The 20,377-nt window shown below is 64.2% G+C and carries 20 protein-coding genes; 9 read left to right on the top strand and 11 right to left on the bottom strand.

The genetic code is table 11. The features are described 5' to 3' along the window. Positions 1-110 precede the first annotated feature (110 nt). Together ACSSVY_RS06825 and ACSSVY_RS06820 are read left to right on the top strand one after the other, a co-directional pair. Positions 111-1,454 (top strand): mechanosensitive ion channel family protein, encoded by a 1,344-nt coding sequence (locus ACSSVY_RS06825; protein ID WP_454268663.1) that lies wholly within the window; start codon positions 111-113, stop codon positions 1,452-1,454. Further along, a complete protein-coding gene (locus ACSSVY_RS06820) occupies positions 1,451-2,623 on the top strand; it encodes a TIGR03862 family flavoprotein (RefSeq protein ID WP_454268662.1) in 1,173 nt (390 codons plus the stop codon). Before ACSSVY_RS06825 ends, ACSSVY_RS06820 begins: the two co-directional genes overlap by 4 nt. On the opposite strand, the gene ACSSVY_RS06815 is transcribed toward ACSSVY_RS06820, so the two are convergent. The 4 genes from ACSSVY_RS06815 to leuS all read right to left on the bottom strand — a co-directional run bounded on the left by ACSSVY_RS06815 (position 2,599) and on the right by leuS (position 7,463). Next, positions 2,599-3,186, bottom strand: a complete 588-nt coding sequence (locus ACSSVY_RS06815; protein WP_454268936.1) for a glutathione S-transferase family protein — start codon at positions 3,184-3,186, stop codon at positions 2,599-2,601. The genes ACSSVY_RS06820 and ACSSVY_RS06815 overlap by 25 nt on opposite strands. Positions 3,187-3,404: 218 nt before the next feature. Then, positions 3,405-4,433: a DNA polymerase III subunit delta gene (gene holA, locus ACSSVY_RS06810; protein WP_454268661.1), complete on the bottom strand. Its 1,029-nt coding sequence runs from the start codon at positions 4,431-4,433 to the stop codon at positions 3,405-3,407. After that, positions 4,430-4,933: an LPS assembly lipoprotein LptE gene (gene lptE, locus ACSSVY_RS06805; protein WP_454268660.1), complete on the bottom strand. Its 504-nt coding sequence runs from the start codon at positions 4,931-4,933 to the stop codon at positions 4,430-4,432. The genes holA and lptE overlap by 4 nt, the downstream gene beginning before the upstream one ends. Then, a complete protein-coding gene (leuS, locus tag ACSSVY_RS06800; protein ID WP_454268659.1) occupies positions 4,920-7,463 on the bottom strand; it encodes a leucine--tRNA ligase in 2,544 nt (847 codons plus the stop codon). Before leuS ends, lptE begins: the two co-directional genes overlap by 14 nt. A 149-nt stretch (positions 7,464-7,612) precedes the next feature. On the opposite strand from leuS, the gene ACSSVY_RS06795 reads away from it, so the two are divergent. After that, on the top strand, positions 7,613-8,854 hold the full coding sequence (locus ACSSVY_RS06795; RefSeq protein ID WP_454268658.1) for a glycosyltransferase: 1,242 nt from the start codon (positions 7,613-7,615) through the stop codon (positions 8,852-8,854). On the opposite strand, the gene ACSSVY_RS06790 is transcribed toward ACSSVY_RS06795, so the two are convergent. After that, on the bottom strand, positions 8,815-9,267 hold the full coding sequence (locus ACSSVY_RS06790) for a MerR family transcriptional regulator (RefSeq protein WP_454268657.1): 453 nt from the start codon (positions 9,265-9,267) through the stop codon (positions 8,815-8,817). The genes ACSSVY_RS06795 and ACSSVY_RS06790 overlap by 40 nt on opposite strands. A gap of 73 nt (positions 9,268-9,340) precedes the next feature. Between ACSSVY_RS06790 and ACSSVY_RS06785 the strand changes: the two genes are divergently transcribed. Beyond that, a complete protein-coding gene (locus tag ACSSVY_RS06785; protein WP_454268656.1) occupies positions 9,341-9,979 on the top strand; it encodes a cation transporter in 639 nt (212 codons plus the stop codon). Here the strand turns inward: ACSSVY_RS06785 and ACSSVY_RS06780 are convergent. Beyond that, positions 9,960-10,463: a DUF3576 domain-containing protein gene (locus ACSSVY_RS06780; protein ID WP_454268655.1), complete on the bottom strand. Its 504-nt coding sequence runs from the start codon at positions 10,461-10,463 to the stop codon at positions 9,960-9,962. The two genes, ACSSVY_RS06785 and ACSSVY_RS06780, sit on opposite strands and share 20 nt — an antisense overlap. Before the next feature lie 112 nt (positions 10,464-10,575). Between ACSSVY_RS06780 and ACSSVY_RS06775 the strand changes: the two genes are divergently transcribed. After that, the gene (locus tag ACSSVY_RS06775; RefSeq protein WP_454268654.1) at positions 10,576-11,229 is read left to right on the top strand and encodes a YggS family pyridoxal phosphate-dependent enzyme; all 654 of its coding nucleotides are present in this window, start codon (positions 10,576-10,578) and stop codon (positions 11,227-11,229) included. On the opposite strand, the gene ACSSVY_RS06770 is transcribed toward ACSSVY_RS06775, so the two are convergent. Beyond that, complete coding sequence (locus ACSSVY_RS06770; RefSeq protein WP_454268653.1) at positions 11,220-11,723, bottom strand: L,D-transpeptidase family protein; 504 nt, start codon at positions 11,721-11,723, stop codon at positions 11,220-11,222. The two genes, ACSSVY_RS06775 and ACSSVY_RS06770, sit on opposite strands and share 10 nt — an antisense overlap. Before the next feature lie 166 nt (positions 11,724-11,889). Here ACSSVY_RS06770 and ACSSVY_RS06765 point away from each other — a divergent pair, with 166 nt between their 5' ends. Beyond that, the gene (locus ACSSVY_RS06765; RefSeq protein ID WP_454268652.1) at positions 11,890-14,748 is read left to right on the top strand and encodes a calcium-binding protein; all 2,859 of its coding nucleotides are present in this window, start codon (positions 11,890-11,892) and stop codon (positions 14,746-14,748) included. Between the two features lie 74 nt (positions 14,749-14,822). Here the strand turns inward: ACSSVY_RS06765 and ACSSVY_RS06760 are convergent, their stop codons facing one another. Continuing rightward, positions 14,823-15,638 (bottom strand): alpha/beta fold hydrolase, encoded by an 816-nt coding sequence (locus ACSSVY_RS06760; RefSeq protein ID WP_454268651.1) that lies wholly within the window; start codon positions 15,636-15,638, stop codon positions 14,823-14,825. A 4-nt stretch (positions 15,639-15,642) separates the two neighbouring features. Further along, positions 15,643-16,242: a DsbA family protein gene (locus ACSSVY_RS06755; protein WP_454268650.1), complete on the bottom strand. Its 600-nt coding sequence runs from the start codon at positions 16,240-16,242 to the stop codon at positions 15,643-15,645. Positions 16,243-16,343: 101 nt separating this feature from the next. Between ACSSVY_RS06755 and ACSSVY_RS06750 the strand changes: the two genes are divergently transcribed. Together ACSSVY_RS06750 and ACSSVY_RS06745 are read left to right on the top strand one after the other, a co-directional pair. Next, the gene (locus ACSSVY_RS06750; protein ID WP_454268649.1) at positions 16,344-17,360 is read left to right on the top strand and encodes a ribose-phosphate pyrophosphokinase; all 1,017 of its coding nucleotides are present in this window, start codon (positions 16,344-16,346) and stop codon (positions 17,358-17,360) included. A gap of 33 nt (positions 17,361-17,393) precedes the next feature. Beyond that, on the top strand, positions 17,394-18,296 hold the full coding sequence (locus tag ACSSVY_RS06745; protein ID WP_454268648.1) for an EamA family transporter: 903 nt from the start codon (positions 17,394-17,396) through the stop codon (positions 18,294-18,296). Between the two features lie 210 nt (positions 18,297-18,506). Here ACSSVY_RS06745 and ACSSVY_RS06740 read toward each other — a convergent pair whose 3' ends face one another. Together ACSSVY_RS06740 and ACSSVY_RS06735 are read right to left on the bottom strand one after the other, a co-directional pair. Beyond that, entirely contained in the window at positions 18,507-19,199 is a 693-nt protein-coding gene (locus ACSSVY_RS06740) for an NUDIX hydrolase (protein ID WP_454268647.1), read from the bottom strand. Between the two features lie 21 nt (positions 19,200-19,220). Beyond that, on the bottom strand, positions 19,221-19,610 hold the full coding sequence (locus ACSSVY_RS06735) for a DUF983 domain-containing protein (RefSeq protein ID WP_454268646.1): 390 nt from the start codon (positions 19,608-19,610) through the stop codon (positions 19,221-19,223). A 223-nt stretch (positions 19,611-19,833) separates the two neighbouring features. Between ACSSVY_RS06735 and ACSSVY_RS06730 the strand changes: the two genes are divergently transcribed. Beyond that, positions 19,834-20,325, top strand: coding sequence for an EF-hand domain-containing protein (locus tag ACSSVY_RS06730; RefSeq protein WP_454268645.1), 492 nt, complete (start codon positions 19,834-19,836; stop codon positions 20,323-20,325). The last annotated feature ends 52 nt before the right edge of the window (positions 20,326-20,377 follow it).

Raw genomic sequence — 20,377 nt, 5'->3', positions numbered from 1 at the left:
TGGGGCGCGGGCAGATTGGGCAAATGGGGGTTTCCGATAGTTTGGCTTGATCCTTGTGCAGCCTGCGGGCATGAGGATGGCGTGTTTGGGTCAAAAACGAGGGGTGTGTGATGGACGGGCAGCCGGAAATTGTCGGGCAGGTTCTGGGGTACGCGATACAGGGATGGGATCTGGCCAAGGGCTGGCTCCTGAGCCCCGCGGCCTGGTCGCAATTCGGGGTGCTGGTGGCGGCCTGGTTCTTGGCGGTGATGATCACGCGCCGTTTGCGCCCGGCACTTGCACGCCTTCTGACGCCGCCTGCGGGCCAAGATACTATGGTCGCCTCGGCGCGGCGCTTTGTCCTCATGTTCCTGCCGCTCTTGATGCCGCTCCTGGCCTATGGCCTGACCGGCATGGGCGAAGGCGTCACACGTCAGATCTTTGGCTCGGGCGATGTGATCGCCTTTGGCAAGCGCCTGTTTCTGGTTCTGGCGGCCCGGCTCTTTGTGCGCGAAATCCTGACCGATCCGTTCCTGCGGATGCTGGGGCGCTATGTGCTGATGCCGGTCATGTTGCTCTATCTCTTTGACCTGCTGGGGCTGGCCAACGCGCGCTTGGCCGCGATTTCGGTCGATCTGGGCAATATCAGCTTTTCGGCACTGGCGCTCCTGCGCGGCGCGGTCTCGGCGGCGCTCTTGTTCTGGCTGGGCCGATGGTCCAACAGCCACTCCGAGGATTTCATCAAGCGCCAGCAGGAATTGCGCCCCGCCACCCGCGAACTCGCGATGAAGGCCAGCCAGATCGTGATCTTCGGTGCGGCGTTTCTCTTGCTCATGTCGATTATGGGCATCGACCTCACGGCGATTGCCGTCTTGGGCGGTGCGCTCGGCGTGGGCATCGGTCTTGGCCTGCAACAGATCGCGGCCAATTTCGTCTCGGGCGTGATCCTGCTCTTGGAGGGGCAGACCACGGTGGGCGATTTCGTCGTGCTCGATGACGGCTCCGAAGGTACCATCGTCAAGATGACCGCCCGCGCCGCCATTCTGGAAACGGTCGACGGGCGTTGGATCGTGGTGCCCAACGAGGATTTCATCACCTCCCGCGTGGTCAACTACTCCGACGCAGGCAAACGGCACCGCTATGAGGCGGCATTCTCCGTAAGCTATGAGACCGATATCACTCTGATCCCGGCGATGGTCGAACCGGCAGTCGCGGCGGTGGATGCGGTGTTGGCCGATGGGAAATTTGCGCCGGAATGCGAATTGAAAGCCTTTGGCGAAAGCGGCGTTGATTTCTCGGTGGAATACTGGGTCGACGGGATCGAGGACGTGACCGGCAAATATCAGTCCGACGTGCTCTTTGCGATCTGGACCGTGCTGCGCGCACGTGGCGTTGAGATGCCCTATCCGCAGCGCGTGGTGCATCACCGGGGGTTGGGGTTGGACCCGACCCTGAGCTTGGCCCCGGTCGCATGACCGACGCTCTTGTCATCGGGGCCGGGCCTGCGGGTCTCATGGCGGCGCGGGAGATGGCGCGCGCCGGGTTGCGTGTCACGGTGGCCGAGGCCAAACCCTCGGTCGGGCGCAAGTTTCTGATGGCGGGTAAATCGGGGTTGAACCTGACCAAGGCGGAAGAGTTCGAGGCGTTCATGACGGCCTACGGCCCCCGCGCCGACACCCTGCGCCCGATGATCGCGGCGTTTGGGCCGGAGGCGGTACAGGATTGGGCGCGCGCGCTGGGGCAGGAGGTCTTTGTCGGATCGACCGGCCGGGTCTTTCCGAAGCTGATGAAAGCCTCACCGCTTCTGCGCAGTTTCCTTGTGGAATTGCAGGAGGTTGGGGTCGAGATTCGCACCCGTTGGCGCTGGCGCGGCTGGGACAATGGCGCGGTATTCGACACGCCTTTGGGCGTGCAACGCCTACACCCCACCGTCACGGTGCTGGCCTGCGGCGGCGCAAGCTGGGCGCGGCTCGGCTCGGACGGAGCATGGGCGGCGCATCTCGATCCCACAGCGCTGGCACCGTTCCGCCCCGCCAACATGGGCTTTCTGGTCGATTGGTCATCGCATATGGCGGCGCAGTTCGGACAGCCAGTCAAGGGCGTGGAATTGCACGCCGGGGCCCTGCGCTCGCGCGGGGAGTTCGTGATTTCCTCCCAAGGGCTAGAGGGCGGCGGCATCTATGAGGTGAGTGCGGCGCTTCGCGATGGCGCGCCGCTCACGCTCGATCTTTTGCCCGACCTCAGCGTGACGCAGGTCACGGACCGCCTGAGCCACACCAAGACCAGCGACAGCCTCAAGAACCGGCTGCGCAAGGCCTTCCGGCTGGATCCTGTGAAACTGGCGCTGGTGATGGAATTCGGGCGGGGTGCTGCGGATTTACCCCGCCTTCTCAAGCGCTTGACCGTGCCCCTCACGGGGCCGCGCCCGATGGATGAGGCGATCTCGACCGCGGGCGGTCTGCGGTTCGAGGCGCTTGATCCGGGGCTGATGCTGCGGGCATGCCCCGGCGTGTTTGCCGCCGGGGAAATGCTCGATTGGGAGGCGACGACGGGCGGCTATCTGCTGACTGCTTGCCTTGCCACGGGGCATTGGGCGGGACGGCATGCCGCCGCCCATGCTCAGGAGAGTGCCGAGGCGCGCTGACACGCGGGACGGCCGGACATCATCCCAAGGTAAGCGTTGAGCTTTTCACCGGGATCCGAAAACCCGGCCTTACCCGCCCAGATCAGGCAATGGGCCAGCAGGATATCGGCGATGGTCATGGTCTCGCCTTGCAGAAAAGGACCGGTCAGCGCGTCAGAGATGCGCGCGATATTGCGGGCATATTCCCATTTGAGCGAGTCCTTGACCGCCGGCACACGGTGCTCTTCGGGCAGAACAAAGCTGTGGCGCGCGGCGGTCCAGAGGATGCCGTCGATCTCATCGAGGATCTGATGGGTCAGCGCATCCTGACGCGCGCGGGCAACGGTGCCGGGGGCATGGGTGAATTGCCCGTGCTTGTCGGCGAGATAGGTCATGATCGCGGTGGAATCGGTCAACACCGCATCGCCATCACGCAGCGCCGGAATCTTGCCCGACGGATTCGCCGCGAGCGCCTCGGGCGAGCCGGGAGCAACGGCCAAGTGATTGTATTGGATACCCATTTCCTCTGCGAGCCAGAGCACGCGAAAGGCGCGGCTGGCACGTGAGCCGATGACGTCATACATGGAATTGTCCTTGTTGAGGTGGTTCATGCGCAGCTTTGCTGGAAAGCGGGACCACGCGCAATGGGCAAGGGTTTAACGATTTATCAACAGGCTGTGCATAGGCTGAGCGAGAGGGGAGTCGCGCCGGGGCGCGGCATGTGTCGAAAGGGCGTAGCATGAGGTGGCTCTGGGCGATGATCATACGGCATGCGGTCCTGCGCCGCACGGGGCCGCCCGGATCACCGCGCGCTGGCGAGCATGGCAAGGCGAATGAGCGCCCGCTCCACCAGCGCCATTTCCGGCGCGCGTTGGGCGGCGGAGCGCAGGGTGAGGTCCGTATCCGTCAGAATCGTCAGCGCCTGTTGCAACCGCTCCGCGCCCCACCCCTGCGCCTGTCGCAGCATCCGGTCGCGGCGCGGCCCGAAAATCGGCGGGCGCATGCGCGCGATGCCCTGCGCCGCCCCTCCGGGATCAGAGGCCGCGGTATAGAGCGCCCGAAAATGCCGCGTGGCCCCGATGCAGAGGCCGACAGGCTGCGTTCCCTGCGCCTTCAACCGCCGCATCACCGGGCCGATTTCGGACGATCGCCCCTCGGCCACGATATTGAGGATGTCGTCCAGATCCGCCTCGGTCGAGGCGGGTGCGCAGGCGGCAATATCAGACGCGTTGAGCGGCGTGGCATCGCCCAGTTTATAGAGCGCCAGTTTCTCGACGGTCTGGCGAAAATCGCCGGGGTCGAGATCCCGCGCGAGTGCGGTCAGATCAGCCATGACCGGTCCCGGTACATCACGCAGACCGGCGCGGGTGAGCGCGGCCTCGATCTCTTCGCGGCTCGGAGGGTCGTCATAGAGGCCAACGGCATAGGCATTGGGATGGCTTTCAAATGCCTTGCGAAGTTTCGACGTCGACTTGAGCGCGCCTGCGGTCACGACGATCTGCGCATCCCCTGCCCGCCAATCGCTGAGCGCCGCCAGAATGGCATCGGCGGCGGTGTCATTGGCATCCTCGACAAAGGCGGCACGCGGGCCGGGAAAGAAGCCTTGGGCCTTGACCGCATCCATCAGCGCGGCAGGGTCCTTGCGCAGATCCCCCGCAGGCATCCGGGTGAGGCGCATTTCGGAATCCGCCGTGGGGCCCAGCAGCGCGGCCAGCATTTCCTGCCGTTTGAGAGCCACGCGCATCGCGTCCGCCCCATAGATCAGGAGCCCGGTGCGCTGCGCCTCGGGCTTGGCGAAATAGCGGGTGGCATCGCGGGGCGAGAGCTTCATTCCGGCGGCGGCAGGTCTGCGGCCAGAAGGCGGGTCAGCAGTTGATCGGCCAGAATGGACATGAGCCGCGTTTCGGCGTCACGCTCGGAGGCCTGCACCGCCACGGTGCTGCCGGTCGAGGAATAGCCGGTAAAGCTGTTGACGTCGCCGGAGGTGACAATCGCATCCGTCTCGAGATCGCGCAGGCTATAGGCAACGCTGCCCAAGAGGTTAAAGCGCGAGGCCACGTTGTTGCGGTTGATGGCCATGGCCTGGGTGTCGAGGGTGATCGTGTGGCTGAGGGCGTAACGCGGTTGGGTAGCGCGGCCAAGGCGCGTCTCGATTTCCTGCGTGAGCAGATAGCCGGCGCGGGTGTTGGGGGCGTCCACCTCGACCCGCCCCATCAGGGCCGTCCCGGCCCCGCCCGGCCCATAGGCGGGCGCAAAACCACAGGCCGCCAGTGCGCCAAGACCACAGGCCAAGCCCGAGAGCAGAAGGAGGCGACGGTTAAACGACGACATTCACGATCCGTCCAGGGACAACGATGATTTTCTTGGGCTGGGCCCCATCCAGCGCCTTGAGCACAGCATTGTGGGCCAGCGCCAGTTTTTCAACCTCGGATTTCGGCATATCGGCGGGAACGGTGATTTCGCCGCGCCGTTTGCCGTTGATCTGAATGGGCAGAATCACCGTGTCGTCGATCAGCATCTCCGGGTCAGCGAGAGGCCAAGGCGCGGTCGTGACCAGCCCCTCACCCCCCAGCATGGCCCAGATATCCTCGGCCAGATGCGGGGTCATGGGCGACATGAGCTGCGCCAGCGTGCGCGCGGCACTGGTCTTCGCACCCTGCCCCGCCTGCGATTTGGCGAGCGTGTTGGTGAAGGCATAGAGCCGCGCGATGGCCGCGTTAAAGCCGAAACTGTCGATGCCCTTGGTCACCTCGTCGATGCATTTGTGCATCTCGCGCAAGAGCGCGTCATCGTCCAGCGTGGCGGGGACGTCGCTCGCCGCAATCTCGGCGGCAATGCGCCAGACGCGGCTCAGGTGGCGATGCGCAGCCTCGGCCCCTGATGCGGTCCATTCGACATCGCGCTCGGGCGGGCTATCGCTGAGGACGAACCAGCGGGCGGTATCGGCGCCGTATTGGGCGATGATGGTCGAGGGATCGACGACGTTCTTCTTGGATTTTGACATCTTGGCGGAGGGGATGATTTCCACCTCGGTGCCATTCGCCAAACGCCCCTCACTCACCTCTTCGGGCAGGTGATAGACGGGGCGTCCCGCCGCATCGCGGGTCTGATATATCTCATGCGTCACCATCCCCTGCGTAAAGAGCGCATCGAACGGCTCGATCGCCTTTTGGGGCAGATGCCCGCAGACCTGCATCGCGCGGGCGAAGAATCGGGAATACAAGAGATGCAGGATCGCATGCTCAATCCCGCCGATATACTGGTCGACGTTCATCCAATACTCGGCCTCGGCCATATCGGTCGGCGTGGCGGCATGAGGCGCGGTGAAGCGGGCGTAATACCAGCTTGAATCGACGAACGTGTCCATCGTGTCGGTCTCGCGCCGGGCGGGCGCATCGCAGCGCGGGCAGGTGCAGTCGCGCCATGTCGGATGGCGGTCCAGCGGGTTGCCGGGGGCATCAAAGGTGACATCGTCGGGCAGGCGGATGGGCAGGTTTTCCTTGCGCTCCGGAACCACGCCGCAGGTGTCGCAATGCACGACCGGGATCGGGCAACCCCAGTAGCGTTGGCGACTGAGACCCCAATCGCGCAGGCGGAATTTGGTGACGCCCTGCCCTACGCCGTTGGTTTCGCAGAACTCAATCGCGGCATTGACGCCCGCCTCGCCGCTCTGGATTTCCTCGCCCGCGACAAGCCGCGTGTAGCGCACGCGCTCGGATTTGAGCGGCACATAGGGCGCGGCCTGAATGTCGTGATCGCCCTCAAGCGGCAGAAAGGTATCGAGGATCGGCAGGTCATATTTGCGCGCAAACTCATGGTCGCGCTGGTCATGCCCCGGACAGCCGAAAATCGCGCCTGTGCCGTAATCCATCAGGATGAAATTGGCGATATAGACCGGCAATTCGCAAGCGGTGTCAAAGGGATGGCGCACGCGCAGGCCGGTGTCAAAGCCCAGCTTCTCGGCCTTCTCAATCGCCTCGGCGGTGGTGCCGCCCTTGCGCGCCTCGGCGCAGAACGCCGCCACATCGGCGCGCTCGCGTTCAAGCGTCTTGGCCAGCGGGTGATCGGGTGAAATGCCGACAAAACTGGCGCCCATCAGGGTGTCGGGGCGGGTGGTGTAGACCTCGATCCGGTCATGCCCGTCCGGCCCGTCGATGAGACCAAAGGCGAATTGCAGCCCGCGCGATTTGCCGATCCAGTTTTCCTGCATCAACCGCACCTTGGCGGGCCAGTTGTCGAGGGTGTCCAACGCCTCGAGCAGGTCCTCGGCAAAGTCGGAGATGCGAAAGAACCACTGCGTGAGTTCGCGGCGCTCCACCTCCGCGCCCGATCGCCAGCCCTTGCCGTCGATCACCTGTTCATTGGCCAGAACGGTCATGTCCACGGGATCCCAGTTCACCACGGCGTTCTTGCGGTAGACAAGACCATGTTCGAGGAAATCGAGGAAAAGCGCCTGTTGCTGGCCGTAATATTCAGGATCACAGGTGGCGAATTCGCGGGACCAGTCGATCGAGAGGCCCAAGGGTTTCATCTGGGCGCGCATGTCGGCGATATTGCCGTAGGTCCAGTCCTTGGGGTGGCCGCCGCTGGCCATGGCCGCGTTTTCGGCGGGCATGCCGAACGCGTCCCAGCCCATCGGATGCAGCACGTTATGCCCCGTCGCGATCTTGTAGCGCGCCACCACGTCGCCCATCGTGTAGTTGCGCACATGGCCCATGTGGATGCGCCCCGACGGATAGGGGAACATTTCCAGCACGTAATATTTCGGGCGCGTCTCGTCGCGACGAGCGCGGAAAACCTTGGCCGCGTCCCACGCGGATTGCCATTTCGCTTCGACGTCACTGGCTGAATAGCGCGACATGGGGCGAGCCTCTTGCTGATAGGGTTGTTGCAGGGGGTGATAGGCGGTTGGGGCGTGCGGGTCCAGTGGGCGCGCGCAAAAATGCGGGGGGTTTGCGTGGGCGGATGCGCTGATTATAACGGCTGAGGGCAGAACGAGTACGGATAGACATGAAAATCCTTTTCATCCATCAGAATTTTCCCGGCCAATACAAACATCTGGCCCCGCTTTTGGTGCGGCAGGGGCATGACTGCGTGGCGCTGACGCTGCGGGTCAAGGAGGCGACCAATTGGCAAGGGGTGCAGGTGATCCCCTATGCCCTGCCCAAACGGGATGGGCAAAAGCTGCACCCTTGGCTGGTGGATCTGGACACCAAGGTGACACGCGCCGAGGCGTGTTGGCGGGCGGCGGTCGACTTGCGGGCTCAGGGCTATGCGCCCGATGTCATTTTGGCCCATCCGGGTTGGGGTGAATCGCTCTTTCTGCGGGATGTCTGGCCTGAGGCACGGTTGGGGCTCTATTGCGAACTGTATCACCTTGCGGGCTATCCGCATCTGAACTTTGATCCCGAGTTTGCCAGCACGGATATCGAGGCCGAAACGCTGCGCATCCGGATGAAGAACATCAACAACCATCTGCATTTCGAGCAGGGAGACGCAGGCATCAGCCCGACGCGGTTCCAGGCGGATACCTTTCCCAGCCCCTTTCGCGAGCGGATCACGGTTAGCCACGACGGGGTCGATACGATACAGGCCTGCCCCATGCCCGATGTGCGGCTGACGATCGAGGGGCAATGCGATGTGACCCGCTCCGATGAGGTGATCACCTTTGTGAACCGCAATCTTGAGCCCTATCGCGGCTATCATGTGTTCATGCGCGCGCTGCCGCGCCTCTTGCGCGAGCGGCCCAATGCCACGGTGCTGATCGTGGGCGGTGACGAGGTGAGCTATGGTGCCCGCCCCCCCAAGGGCCGGACCTGGAAGCAGATGTTCATTGACGAGGTGCGTGGCCGCATTTCCACGCCCGACTGGCAGAGGGTGCATTTTCTGGGGCGCATTCCCTATGATCAGTTCCTGCGGTTGTTGCAGGTGAGCCGCGTGCATGTCTACCTGACGTATCCCTTTGTCCTGAGTTGGTCGCTTTTGGAGGCGATGTCCTGCGAGGCGGCGATTGTCGCGGGAGATACTGCCCCGGTGCGCGAGGTCATCACGAATGGAGAGACCGGGCGGCTGGTGGATTTCTTTGACCGCGATGCGCTGGTGGGTCAGGTTTGTGCGCTCTTGGAGGACGCAGAGGAGCGGGCACGATTGGGGGCCAATGCGCGCGACCTGATCCGCGCGCAGTATGATTTGCGCACGATCTGCCTGCCGCGTCAGGTGAGTTGGGTCGAGGGGCTGGTGTCGCGCGCATGATCCTGAACGCAGAGATCGTGATCCGCCAGTGACGCCAGCACGTAGCAATCGCGCGCGGCGCCGTCGCCCGTGCAGCCCTCTGCGATTCGCGCCAATTCCGACTCGAGCGCGCGCAACCGGCGGATTTTCTCGCGGACCGCGTCCAGTTGGCCCTGCGCGATCCGGGTGGCGCTCGCGCAGGCGCGGTCGGGGTGGCCCTGCAACTCGATCAGCGCATAGATGGCCTCGAGCGAGAACCCCAGATCGCGGGCGTGGCGTATAAAGCCCAGACGCTCCAACTCGGCATGCCCATAGCGACGCTGGTTGCCCGAACTGCGCAGCGGGGCCGAGAGCAGGCCACGGGATTCGTAATAGCGGATTGTGGGCACCTTGACGCCAGTGCGCGCCGCCAGATCGCCAATCGAGAAAAACATGCAATACCCTCTTGAAGCTCTAGTCACTAGAGAGATTACATTGCCTGTGACGCAAATGCAAAGGAGGCTCGCAATGGCGGGATGTTGTGGCCATGAGGCGCGGTTCGACGGTGTGTCAGCGGTTTACCGGCGGAGGTTGTGGATGGTGATCGCCATCAACGCGACGATGTTCGGGGTGGAAATGGTCGCAGGGCAAGCGGCGCAGTCGCAGGCGCTCAAGGCGGATGCGCTGGATTTTCTGGGCGATGCGATGACCTATGGGCTGTCCTTGGCCGTGATCGGCATGTCGATACGGGTGCGGGCCACGGCGGCGCTCGTCAAGGGGCTCAGCCTCATGGCGATGGGGCTCTGGGTGCTGGGCACAACCGTTTACAGGGTGTTCTATCTGGGTGTGCCAGAGGCCGGGATCATGGGCAGCATCGGGTTTCTGGCACTGGCCGCGAATGTGGCAAGCGTGCTCCTGCTCATGGCCTATAAGGACGGCGATGCCAACGTCCGCTCGGTCTGGCTGTGTTCGCGCAACGATGCGATTGGCAATGTCGCGGTGATGGTCGCGGCGCTGGCGGTCTGGGGAGCCGGGTCTGGCTGGCCCGACCTGATCGTGGCGGGGCTCATGGCCGCGCTCTTTGTCAATTCGTCGCAACAGATCATCCGGCAGGCGCTGCAAGAGCGCCGCCAGCCGGACGCCTGCCTCAGAACTTCGCAGCGTTGATACGCAATTGCCGAGCGCGGTTGAGGATCGCATCTTCGACCGCGCGTTCGGTGGCGGCATCGACCGCCCCCCCTCGCGTTTGCAGGGCGACGTTGAGCGAGCGGGCGTCAAGCGCCGGGTCGCTGATGAGGATCGTGGCGCGGTAGGCCTGTCCGCCGCCCGGCGGGGTGCCATAGCCGGTGGAAATCACGCCGGTAAAGGGATCAGCAGCCTCGATCGGCAGGAAATCCAGCACCTGAAGCGAGGCGGTCCAGAGAAAGCGGTTGACCTTGACTGTGTCCTTGGCACCGCGAAAGGCATCGAGGATCGAGCCGTCTCCCGCCGCGACCTGCCGCTCGCGCCCGCCCTTCACGCGCATCGCCTCTTCATCGAGCGTGGCGTTCTTGAACCCGCCGCACCCGCTCAGAAGCACGAGACAGGTCGCAGTGAGGCCGAGGATCTTGAGACGCGAATGGGTCATGGCACCGTCCGAGATTGTTTCCATCCCTACTATCCAAGCCGGGGCGGAGGGGCAAGCCGTTTGACGGTTTGTCGCGCACTTGTGCCGGGCCCGTGGCCTGTGGCATGCAAGGCATAGGCAATATGAGGGAGCGGTCATGGGGCTGAGCGAAATCAAGGCACGGATGCACAAGGCCTGCGTCGCGGCAGGACGCGCACCGGAGGATGTGGACTTGATCGCAGTCTCCAAGGTGCAACCTGAGGAGCGCGTTGCCGCCGTGCTCGATCAGGGCCACCGCGTCTTTGGTGAAAACCGGGTGCAAGAGGCCGCTGGCCGCTGGCCGGCCTTTCAAGAGCGTTATGCCGGGATCGTCCTGCACCTCATCGGCCCCTTGCAGAGCAACAAGGCGCGGCAGGCGATGGAGATGTTTCAAGCAATCCATTCCGTGGACCGGCCCAAGATCGCGCAGGCGATTGCACGTCTGGCACAGGAGATGGGGCATTGCCCTGACCTGTTCCTGCAGGTCAACACCGGCGCAGAGCCGCAAAAGGCGGGCGTGCTGCCCGAGGCCGTGGATGGATTCGTGGCCGAGTGTCGCGCGCTTGATCTGCCGGTCAAGGGGCTGATGTGCATTCCGCCGGTGGAGGAGGAGCCGAGCCTGCATTTCGCACTTCTGGCGAAAATGGCGGCGCGCAACGGGCTCGCGGGCCTGTCGATGGGCATGAGCGGCGATTTCGAGAGCGCGATTGCGCAGGGGGCGACGCATATCCGCGTCGGCTCTGCCATCTTTGGCGCGCGCGATTACGACTGAGGCGGCACGATCAATCGCGCGCCATAGGTGATCTGGCGCGCGATGCGCAGCAGGTGATCAGGGCGCAAGCCGATACAGCCCGCCGTGGGATAGCCCGGCCGCCGCCAGCGGTGGATAAAGATGCAAGATCCCCGCCCGCGCACCGCCTGCGGCCAGTTCCAATCGGTGATCAGCACCAGATCATAGAGCGGATCGGCCCGGCGCAGCACCTCATGGCTATGCGGATAGGGCGCGCGCACCATGAGGTTGTAATCCTCGTGGCCCGCATCATCCGACCACAGATCACCGGGTCGGATCGGCACTGCCCAATCTGTGGGCCGCGCCATGCGGTCGGGGCGATAGAGCAGCCCCACGATGCGGTGACTGCCAACCGGCGTCGCCCCATCCCCCTCGCGTTTGCGCGCCGACACGCCGCCGCGCCCGAGGGTGCAGGGATAGAGCTGCCCACGGAATCGCAGGCCAAGGGGGGTGAGAACCAGATCATCAGGCGTCATGCCTCTTTCTGCCCGATCCCCCTGCGCGGGCAAAGCAGGAAGTGCAGGCCCCTGCTTTTTCTTGGTGAAAATACTCAAGAATCGCCGTCTCCCCGCTCGGCACCGCAGAGAGTGGCAAGACGCGCGTCCCGCCTCTATATTGGGGAAAAGACAGGGGGAATGGACCGTGCGACATCTGATTGGCCTCATCGGGGCGCTATTCATTCTGGGCACGGCCCCGGCGCAGGCCGAGCGCGCAGCGCTCAGCGCGCATGTGTTCGGCAATTCTCTTGTACATCATCTCAGCGACGATCCAGCCACCAATGTGCCCTATTGGCTGGCGCGATTGGCGCAGGCGGGGGGGCGCGATCTGGCGCTCTCGGGGCAATGGGGATTTCTGCGCGATTTCGCGGCGCAGGGCGTGTCCTCGAACTGGTCCTTCGAGGGCGTGACTGCGCGGCGCGGTGCGGCTGATACCGTGCTGATCACGCCTGCGAATTTCATTCAATATCAAGCGCCTGATGCGGGTTTCGAGGGTGACAATCCCGACAATGCCAGCCCGGTTTCGGTGACACTCGATGTGATCGACCGCGCCATCGCCGACTGGCCCGGCGCGCGCATCGTGATCTACGAAGGCTGGCCGGACATGGGCGGCTTTACCCGAGGATTTCCGCCTTCAGCGCGCAATCTGCGCCGCTGGCATGGTTATGCGCTCAGCGATTATCACGACTGGTTCCGCGACTATGTGACGGGGTTGCAAGCGGCGCGGCCCGGGGTCGAGATCACGCTTTTGCCGGTCTCATCCGTGCTCTCTGGCCTGCAAACCGGCCTGTTGGAGGATATCCCGGTTGAGGCGCTCTATTCCGATGACGCACCGCACGGCACCGCCACGCTCTATTTTCTGGCGGCGCTCATCACCTATTCCGGGCTGTTCGAGACCCCTGCCCCAGCGGCATTTCAACTGCCCGACAGCCTGCACCCGCTGGTGCGTGAGACATATATGCGCCTGACCGAAGAGATCGCCCAGGGTTTGGGGCTGCGCGACGCGGCGCAGGTCACTGCGCCCGTGCAAGCGGCAGAGGCCGCCCCCGGCATGGGGCTGGCCAACCCCAGCCTTGGCATGGGGCTGAACGGGATTGCGGATTGGTCGAGCCAGCATCCCTTTGTTGATGTGATGAAGACTGCGCGCCCCTGGGTGGGTCATACCGCCGATCAATGGGGTGCGTTTTCGACCGAGGCCTTGCGCGCAGGCGGCTATCTCGACGCCTTCGGATGGCCGCTGGCGCTGCCCGACGGGGCTAAGGCGCTGGAGGCGTTCATCCTGACCGATCAGCCTGAGGCGGCGACACATCTGAGCGGGCGGTATCTGCTGCGCTACACCGGCACCGGCGTGATCCGGGTCGTGGGGCGCGCTGATAACGTGCGTTATGACTATGGCAAGCGCGAGGTGCGGTTCGATGTGACGCCTGGCGAAGGGCCGGTGGCGCTCAGCCTCTTGGAGACCGATGCCGCCGACCCACTGCGCGACATCACCGTGGTGCGCGAGGATCAGGTAGCGCTGCATGAGTTGGGCGTGATCTTCAACCCGCTCTGGATCGACACGGTGGCCGATGTGCGCGTGATCCGCTTCATGGACTGGATGTTCACCAATGGCGCGCCGCAGGTCACATGGGACGACCGCCCGGTGCCAGAGGATGCCACCTATATCTGGCGCGGCGTGCCGGTCGAGGTGATGGTGGATCTCGCCAACCAGATCGGCGCCGACCCTTGGGTGAACATGCCGCATATGGCCGATGACGGCTATATGCGGGGCTTTGCCGCCTATCTGCGCGATCATCTGGCCCCCGGCCTCAGGGCGGATGTGGAATATTCCAACGAGGTCTGGAATTTCATGTTTCCCCAGACCGCTTGGGTCCGCGATCAGGCGCTGGCGCTGTGGGGCGATGACGCGGGCGACGACGCCTGGATGCAGTTCGCGGGCCTGCGTGCGGCGCAGATGGCGGATATCTGGCGCGCCGAGTTTACCGGCCACGAGGACCGGTTGCAGATCGTGGTCGGCACCCATACCGGCTGGCCGGGGCTGGAAGAGCCGCTCCTTATGGCCCCTCTGGCGCTTGAGCACGGGCAACTGACCGCGCCGCCCGTCAGCCGCTTTGATGCCTATGCCGTGACCGGGTATTTCGGCTATGAGTTGGGCGGCGAGGATCAGCAAGGCACCGTCTTGGGCTGGATCGCCGCGAGCGAGGCGGTGGCCCGCGCCAAGGCGGCCGAGACCGGCGCTGATCCCGAGGCGCATCTGGCCGCGCATCGCTATGATCTGGCCTACGATCTGGCCGCCGAGGCGTTGCGACAGGGGTCCTTGGGCGACTTGCTGCGCGATACCCTGCCGTATCACGCCGGGGTCGCCGCCCGGCACGGGCTTCGGTTGGTGATGTATGAGGGCGGCACGCATGTGGTGGGCCAAGGGGCAGTGGTCGAGAATGACGCGCTGACCGAGTTCTTTGTCGGGTTCAATTACAGTCCGCAGATGGGCGCGCTCTATGACGAATTGCTCGGCGGCTGGACAGCGGCAGGCGGCACGCTTTTCAACGCTTTTGTCGATGTGGCCGCGCCCTCGAAATGGGGCAGTTGGGGCGCGCTCCGACATCTCGACGATACGACACCCCGCTGGGACGCTTTGATGCGCGCCAATGCGGTGGCGCCGGATTGGGATGCGGCGCGCCCGGAGGGCGTTTTCCTGCATGGTGTAACGCAGCGCGCCGGACCGGATGGCGCGCGGCTCGAGGGCACGGCCAAGGCCGATATTCTGCTGGGCGCTGCCGGGGACGATGTCTTGGTCGGTTCAGGCGGGAATGACCGGATGCACGGCGGCACGGGCCGCGATCTGGCGATTCTGCCGGGGGCGCGGGAGGCTTACGGAATCGGGCGCGAGGGCACGCGGGTGATTCTTGAGGGGCCGAAGGGGGCGGTTGTGCTGGTCGATGTCGAAGCTGTGGAGTTCGCCGATGCGCCCGGTCAGCCGGTGGCGCTCAGCGATCTGATGTAGGGCGGACTCACCCGGCGCACTTACGCCGCGCGGAACAAGGCACAGAGCGCCGCCGCGCGATGCAATGTCCCGCGTTAATCCTCCTTCATCCCCCCAATAAACCCCCGAATCTCCTCCGCCACAACGCGCGCATGGCTGATCGGCCCCATATGCCCCGCGCCCTGCACCACAACGCGCCGCGCATCGGGTATCCGCGCGGCAAGCCCCTCATTGATCGCGGCGATGATCGCGGGCGAGGCGCTGCCTTCCATCAACAGCACCGGCGCGCTGATCCGCGTCAACGCGCCGCTCGACAGCATCCCGCCCGAATCGCCATAGAGCGCATCGGTCGCGGCCTCGATCAGCGGCATCTGTGCCGCCATCGCGGCGCGCGCGCCCTTAGGCAGGGCCGTCCATCCGCGCCGATCGCCCCAAACGCGGGTAAATCCCTCAGCGGCCTGCAAAAAATCCCCCGCCGCCATGCCCGCCGCATAGTCGGCCATCTCGGCCTCGTGGCCTGCGCGCAAACCGGGCTGATCGTGCAGCGCCACAGCAAAGAACACCGGCTCGTAGAGGATCAGCGAGCGCACCAGATCCGGGCGCTCGACCGCCAGCCGCAACGCCACCGTCGCGCCAAAGGAATGGCCGATGATATCGGTGGGCGCGTTGAGAAAATCGGCGGCCATCGCAGTGCTGACCGCCTGAATATCGCCCGCGCCGGACCAAGCCCCGCTCTGCCCATGCCCCGGCAGATCAAACGCCGTCAGCCGCAGCGCGCCACTCACCTCGCGCGCCAAGGGCCCCCAACTGCCGCTATGCGACAGAGAGCAATGAATGGCCAAGGCGCGACGTGGCCCGCTGCCCAACTCTGTCCAATAGGTCGGAAATCCGCCCCTCAGCCCCAGCGGCATCGGATCAGAGCTTGCCCGCCAGATGCAGGTCGAGATCCTCGAGCCGGTCCTGACCCCAGAAATTCTGGCCGCTGTCCACCACATAGAAGGGGGCGCCAAAGACGCCTGCGGCCACCGCCTCTTCAAGATTGGTGGCATAGGTTTCTGCGCCGCTCAAAAGCCCCGTGTCGGCCAATGCCGGATCGAACCCGGCGCGTTTGAGGCAATCGCGGATCACCTCATCTTCGGCGATGTTCCGCTCCTCCGCCCAGCAGGCGCGCAGGATGGACTGCACCAGCCCGCCCAGATCACCACCGCCCGCGCTCTGCGCGGCGATGATGGCATAGGATGAGGGCGCGGGATTGGTGGGCCAGAACGCCGGTTTGAGCGTCAGGGCCATGCCACGCTTTTTCGCCTGACGCGGCAATTCCTGATTGCGATAGGCGGTGCGCGATGGGTGGCGATCCGCCGGGGCAGCGCCGCCGGTACGCGCAAAGAGCGCCATGATGTCGAGCGGCTTGTAGGTGACGCTCGCGCCATGGCGCGCCGCGCTCTCCTCCAGCCCCGCGCCCGCCAGATAGGCATAGGGAGAGAGGGTCGAGAAATAATAGTCAATATGGGCCATTTCGGCGCGTTCCTTTGCTGCATCGCTTTGCCTGAGCATGACCACATGCTAAGCGGTGTCAACATCACGAATCTGTCACACTGTGCAGCCGGGGACACATCATGCCAGCCACATCGCAACCGAAGCTCATTTCGGGCAATGCCAACATGCCGCTTGCCACGGCCATTTCCCGGCGAATGTCGATGCACCGCGGCGTCAACGTGGGGCTGGTCGACGCACGGGTCGAACGGTTCAACGATCAGGAAATCTTTGTTGAGGTCTACGAAAATGTGCGCGGCGAGGATATGTTCATTATCCAGCCCACGTCGAACCCGGCCAATGACAACCTGATGGAACTGCTTATCATGGCCGACGCGCTGCGCCGGTCCTCGGCGGCGCGCATCACCGCCGTGATTCCCTATTTCGGCTATGCCCGGCAGGATCGCCGCTCCAAGGCGCGCACGCCGATTTCGGCGAAACTCGTCGCCAATATGATTGTCGAGGCAGGGGTTGAGCGGGTGTTGACCATGGACCTGCACGCCGCACAAATTCAGGGCTTTTTCGACATTCCGGTGGACAATCTTTACGCCTCGCCAATCTTTGCGCTGGATATCATGACGCAATTCAAGGGGCGGATGCAGGATGTGATGGTGGTCTCGCCGGACGTGGGCGGCGTGGCCCGGGCCCGCGAACTGGCCAAGCGGATCACAGCTCCGCTGTCGATTGTCGACAAGCGCCGGGAGAAGGCGGGCGAGGTCGCGGAAATGACCGTGATCGGCGATGTGACCGACAAGATCTGTATTATCGTCGATGACATGTGCGACACGGCGGGCACCATGTGCAAGGCTGCCGAAGTGCTGATGGAAAACGGCGCGCGCGAGGTGCATGCCTATACCACCCATGGCGTCATGTCCGGCCCGGCGGTCGAGCGCATCACCAAATCCGTTCTGAAATCCATGGTGATCACGGACACGATCCTGCCCACAGAGGCGGTCAAGGCGACGCCAAACATCCGCATCATCCCGACCGCCCCGGTCTTTGCCCAAGCCATCCTCAACATCTGGAGCGGCACCAGTGTGTCGTCGCTCTTTGACACGCCGACGCTGGAACCGGTCTATGAGGGCCAGTTTGGCGGCTGACGCGCCTGCGCCCACGCGCGGCGCGTGACAGGCATGGAGCCTTGGATATTTCTCTCGATTGCAGCGGCGGCGTTTCAAACGCTGCGATTCATGCTGCAAAAGCACCTGAGCATGGGCGCGCTCAGCGCAGGTGGCGCGACCTTGGCGCGTTTTTTCTATTCCGCGCCTTTCGTTGTGGCGCTGTCGCTGGGGTATCTGGCCGCTAAAGGGGCCACTTGGCCGGGCTACACACCGCTGTTCTGGGTCTATGCCGTCGTGGGCGGGTTGACGCAGATTCTAGCGACATGGTGCGTGGTGGCGCTCTTTGCAGAGCGGAATTTCGCCGTTGGCATCACCTTCAAGAAAACCGAGGTGGTGCAGACCGCCCTCGTGGGCCTTGTGATTCTGGGTGACCGGATCACATGGTTGGGCCTGGGTGCGATCCTGTTGGGGCTGATCGGTGTGCTGATCCTGTCCGAAACACCGGGATTTGAAGGCCGCTGGTGGCGACGTTTCGGCAATCGCGCGGCAGCGCTTGGGCTGGCCTCGGGGGCGTTTTTTGCGGTCTCTGCCGTGGGCTATCGCGGCGCTACGCTGGAGATTGCGAGTGAAGACCCGCTGCTGCGCGCAGGGCTGTCGCTCATGGTGGTGACGGTGATGCAGGCGGTGGCGCTCTCACTTTGGCTGATTTGGCGAGAGCCGGGACAGGTGGGGCGTGTGATCGCGGCGCGGCGCACAGCGGTCTGGATGGGGTTGACCGGCATGGCGGGCAGTCTGTGCTGGTTCACCGCCTTCACCCTTCAAAACGCGGCGATGGTCTTTGCGGTGGGACAGGTCGAGGTGATCTTTTCGCTCTTCGCCTCGGTGCTCTTCTTTGGTGAGCGGATTTCCCAGCGCGAGGGTTGGGGGATTGCGCTCATCACGCTCTCGGTGATTGCGGTGGTGGCGTTGAGGTAAGAGGGTGTGGGCGCGAGCGCTGAGCCGCGCGGGGCCCGACCGCGGGAGGGCGCTCCAACAGAAATGATGGGCAATTTATATCTGCAAAATATTAAGCGCTCTCAATAGGTTGCTACGTCGCAAAGGCGCCCGCCCGGGGGGCGGTCGGGCGCCTCGCGGTGGTGCCTGCGGCACCTTGATTCCGCGCAAGGGGGACGCGCGCCCCCCCGTTCACCCAGCCGCCGCGCCCTTCAATCGCAAAAACAGGCTCTCCTCGTCATCATTGCGGAAGAAGGGCACCGACGCGGGCGGGTTGCGGTCATGCGCCCGCGCCGTGACTTCGGCCAACACCACCTCGGTGATGAAGGGCAGGTCAAAGCGGCGCGCCTCTTCCAGCGGAATCCACTGCAAATGGCTCAATTCCTCGCAGGCGGCGGAAAAATCGTCGGGATCACCGGCCAAGGACTCGGCATGGACCAGAAAGAACCGTGCATCGAAGCGGCGCGGGCGGCCCGGCGGGGTGATGGCGCGAAACACGAATTGCAATGGATCGGCCACCGGCACCAGACCGCGCGCGGCAAAGCCTGTCCAGTCGCCGGGCACCGCCCCCGGCCATGCGCCGGGCGTGCCCAATGCCAGCCCGGTCTCCTCCCACAGTTCCCGAATGGCGGCGGCGGCAATCGCGTGGCTCAGATCGCGGTCGCAATCCTCGGTCAGCCGCGCAGCACAGAGCTGCGGCAGAGGTCGCGCCAGCGGAATATCCGCATCGCCCGCATCCACCGCCCCACCGGGAAAGACGAACTTGTTCGGCATGAACGCCGCCTCGGCCCCGCGCTGCCCCATCAAGACATGCGGGCGCTCGGGATCGCGCAATACGATCACGGTCGCTGCGTCGCGAATGGCGGTCTTGTCTATAACGGTCATGCCTGCCCCTTTGTGGCGGGGCTAGTGGCTCTCTTTGAACCCATGCATCAGCCGCGCCCATTGAAAGGCCACGATGGCCCCCTTCAACCGGGGCAAAAGGTAGAGCGAGAGCGCGATGGTGCCAATAGCGAATATCGTAAAGAGCACCAGAGGCTCGGGCCGGAACTGCACAAACGCAATATGCAGGAGCGGCGCCATCAGATGCCCCACAATCAGAATCGTCAGATACGCCGGGCCATCATCGGCGCGCGCATGGCTCAGATCCTCGCGGCAGACCGGGCAGGTGTCGCGCAGTTTGAGATAGCTGCTGAGAATCGGACCGCTGCCGCAATTCGGGCATTTGCGGGAAAACCCACGACGCAGCGCAGGCCATAGGGCACGGTCAGTGTGAACAACGGTGGTATCGCGCATGGTGGCCTCGCTTAGCGTTTGCGCAAACATGGCGCATGCGGGACATAGAGGAAAGGTGACAGACCGTCCTTGCGGCGCGATGTCGCAAAGACGGCCCCGCCCCTGCAAATAATTTCATCACCCGCGACGGAGCGGCCAGCACCCCGCGTTAGAGACCTTAGAAACGCCCCGAAGAGCGGGGGGCTTCGCGAGATCACTTCAAATCCCCAAGGGAGATATCACGATGAACAAGACAGCTCTGATGGTAGGCCTGACCGCCGCAATTCTGGCCGGTGGGCTGAGCGTGGCACAGGCCGACAGCCACAAAGGCAAGATGGGCAAAGGCATGGGCATGCAGCACAGCTTTGAAGATCTGGACGCCGACGCCGATGGCAAGATCACACCCGAGGAAATGACCGCCCATATGCAGGCGCGGTTCGAGGGGGCCGACACCGATGGCGATGGTGCCCTGTCGAAGGATGAATTGGTCACACGCATGACCGAGCGTCAGGCCGAGCGCATGGCCGCCTATGCCGATCACATGATCGAGCGGCATGATGCCAACAGCGATGGCAAGCTCAGCCCCGACGAAATGCAGGCCCGCAACAAGGGCAAGATGTTCGAAAAGATCGACGCCGATGGCGACGGGGCGATTTCCAAGGAAGAGTTCTCGGAAATGCGCGGCCAGCATGGCCAGCATCACGGCATGATGAAGGACAAGAAGGCAAGCGAGTGACCGACCTCGGCGCGGGGGCACCCCCGCGCCGGGCCTCTGGTCAGGGGCCGAT

The organism is Roseovarius sp. MBR-51 (genome assembly GCF_053628575.1).
This window is presented reverse-complemented; position numbering and strand designations above follow the sequence as displayed.

What these genes read in the sequence shown, in the direction of transcription:
- ACSSVY_RS06825 (WP_454268663.1), top strand. Translation starts at nt 111, where the DNA reads ATGGACGGGCAGCCGGAAATTGTCGGGCAGGTTCTGGGGTACGCGATA.
- ACSSVY_RS06820 (WP_454268662.1), top strand. Translation starts at nt 1,451, where the DNA reads ATGACCGACGCTCTTGTCATCGGGGCCGGGCCTGCGGGTCTCATGGCG.
- ACSSVY_RS06815 (WP_454268936.1), bottom strand. Translation starts at nt 3,186, where the DNA reads ATGTATGACGTCATCGGCTCACGTGCCAGCCGCGCCTTTCGCGTGCTC.
- holA (WP_454268661.1), bottom strand. Translation starts at nt 4,433, where the DNA reads ATGAAGCTCTCGCCCCGCGATGCCACCCGCTATTTCGCCAAGCCCGAG.
- lptE (WP_454268660.1), bottom strand. Translation starts at nt 4,933, where the DNA reads ATGTCGTCGTTTAACCGTCGCCTCCTTCTGCTCTCGGGCTTGGCCTGT.
- leuS (WP_454268659.1), bottom strand. Translation starts at nt 7,463, where the DNA reads ATGTCGCGCTATTCAGCCAGTGACGTCGAAGCGAAATGGCAATCCGCG.
- ACSSVY_RS06795 (WP_454268658.1), top strand. Translation starts at nt 7,613, where the DNA reads ATGAAAATCCTTTTCATCCATCAGAATTTTCCCGGCCAATACAAACAT.
- ACSSVY_RS06790 (WP_454268657.1), bottom strand. Translation starts at nt 9,267, where the DNA reads ATGTTTTTCTCGATTGGCGATCTGGCGGCGCGCACTGGCGTCAAGGTG.
- ACSSVY_RS06785 (WP_454268656.1), top strand. Translation starts at nt 9,341, where the DNA reads ATGGCGGGATGTTGTGGCCATGAGGCGCGGTTCGACGGTGTGTCAGCG.
- ACSSVY_RS06780 (WP_454268655.1), bottom strand. Translation starts at nt 10,463, where the DNA reads ATGGAAACAATCTCGGACGGTGCCATGACCCATTCGCGTCTCAAGATC.
- ACSSVY_RS06775 (WP_454268654.1), top strand. Translation starts at nt 10,576, where the DNA reads ATGGGGCTGAGCGAAATCAAGGCACGGATGCACAAGGCCTGCGTCGCG.
- ACSSVY_RS06770 (WP_454268653.1), bottom strand. Translation starts at nt 11,723, where the DNA reads ATGACGCCTGATGATCTGGTTCTCACCCCCCTTGGCCTGCGATTCCGT.
- ACSSVY_RS06760 (WP_454268651.1), bottom strand. Translation starts at nt 15,638, where the DNA reads ATGCCGCTGGGGCTGAGGGGCGGATTTCCGACCTATTGGACAGAGTTG.
- ACSSVY_RS06755 (WP_454268650.1), bottom strand. Translation starts at nt 16,242, where the DNA reads ATGGCCCATATTGACTATTATTTCTCGACCCTCTCTCCCTATGCCTAT.
- ACSSVY_RS06750 (WP_454268649.1), top strand. Translation starts at nt 16,344, where the DNA reads ATGCCAGCCACATCGCAACCGAAGCTCATTTCGGGCAATGCCAACATG.
- ACSSVY_RS06745 (WP_454268648.1), top strand. Translation starts at nt 17,394, where the DNA reads ATGGAGCCTTGGATATTTCTCTCGATTGCAGCGGCGGCGTTTCAAACG.
- ACSSVY_RS06740 (WP_454268647.1), bottom strand. Translation starts at nt 19,199, where the DNA reads ATGACCGTTATAGACAAGACCGCCATTCGCGACGCAGCGACCGTGATC.
- ACSSVY_RS06735 (WP_454268646.1), bottom strand. Translation starts at nt 19,610, where the DNA reads ATGCGCGATACCACCGTTGTTCACACTGACCGTGCCCTATGGCCTGCG.
- ACSSVY_RS06730 (WP_454268645.1), top strand. Translation starts at nt 19,834, where the DNA reads ATGAACAAGACAGCTCTGATGGTAGGCCTGACCGCCGCAATTCTGGCC.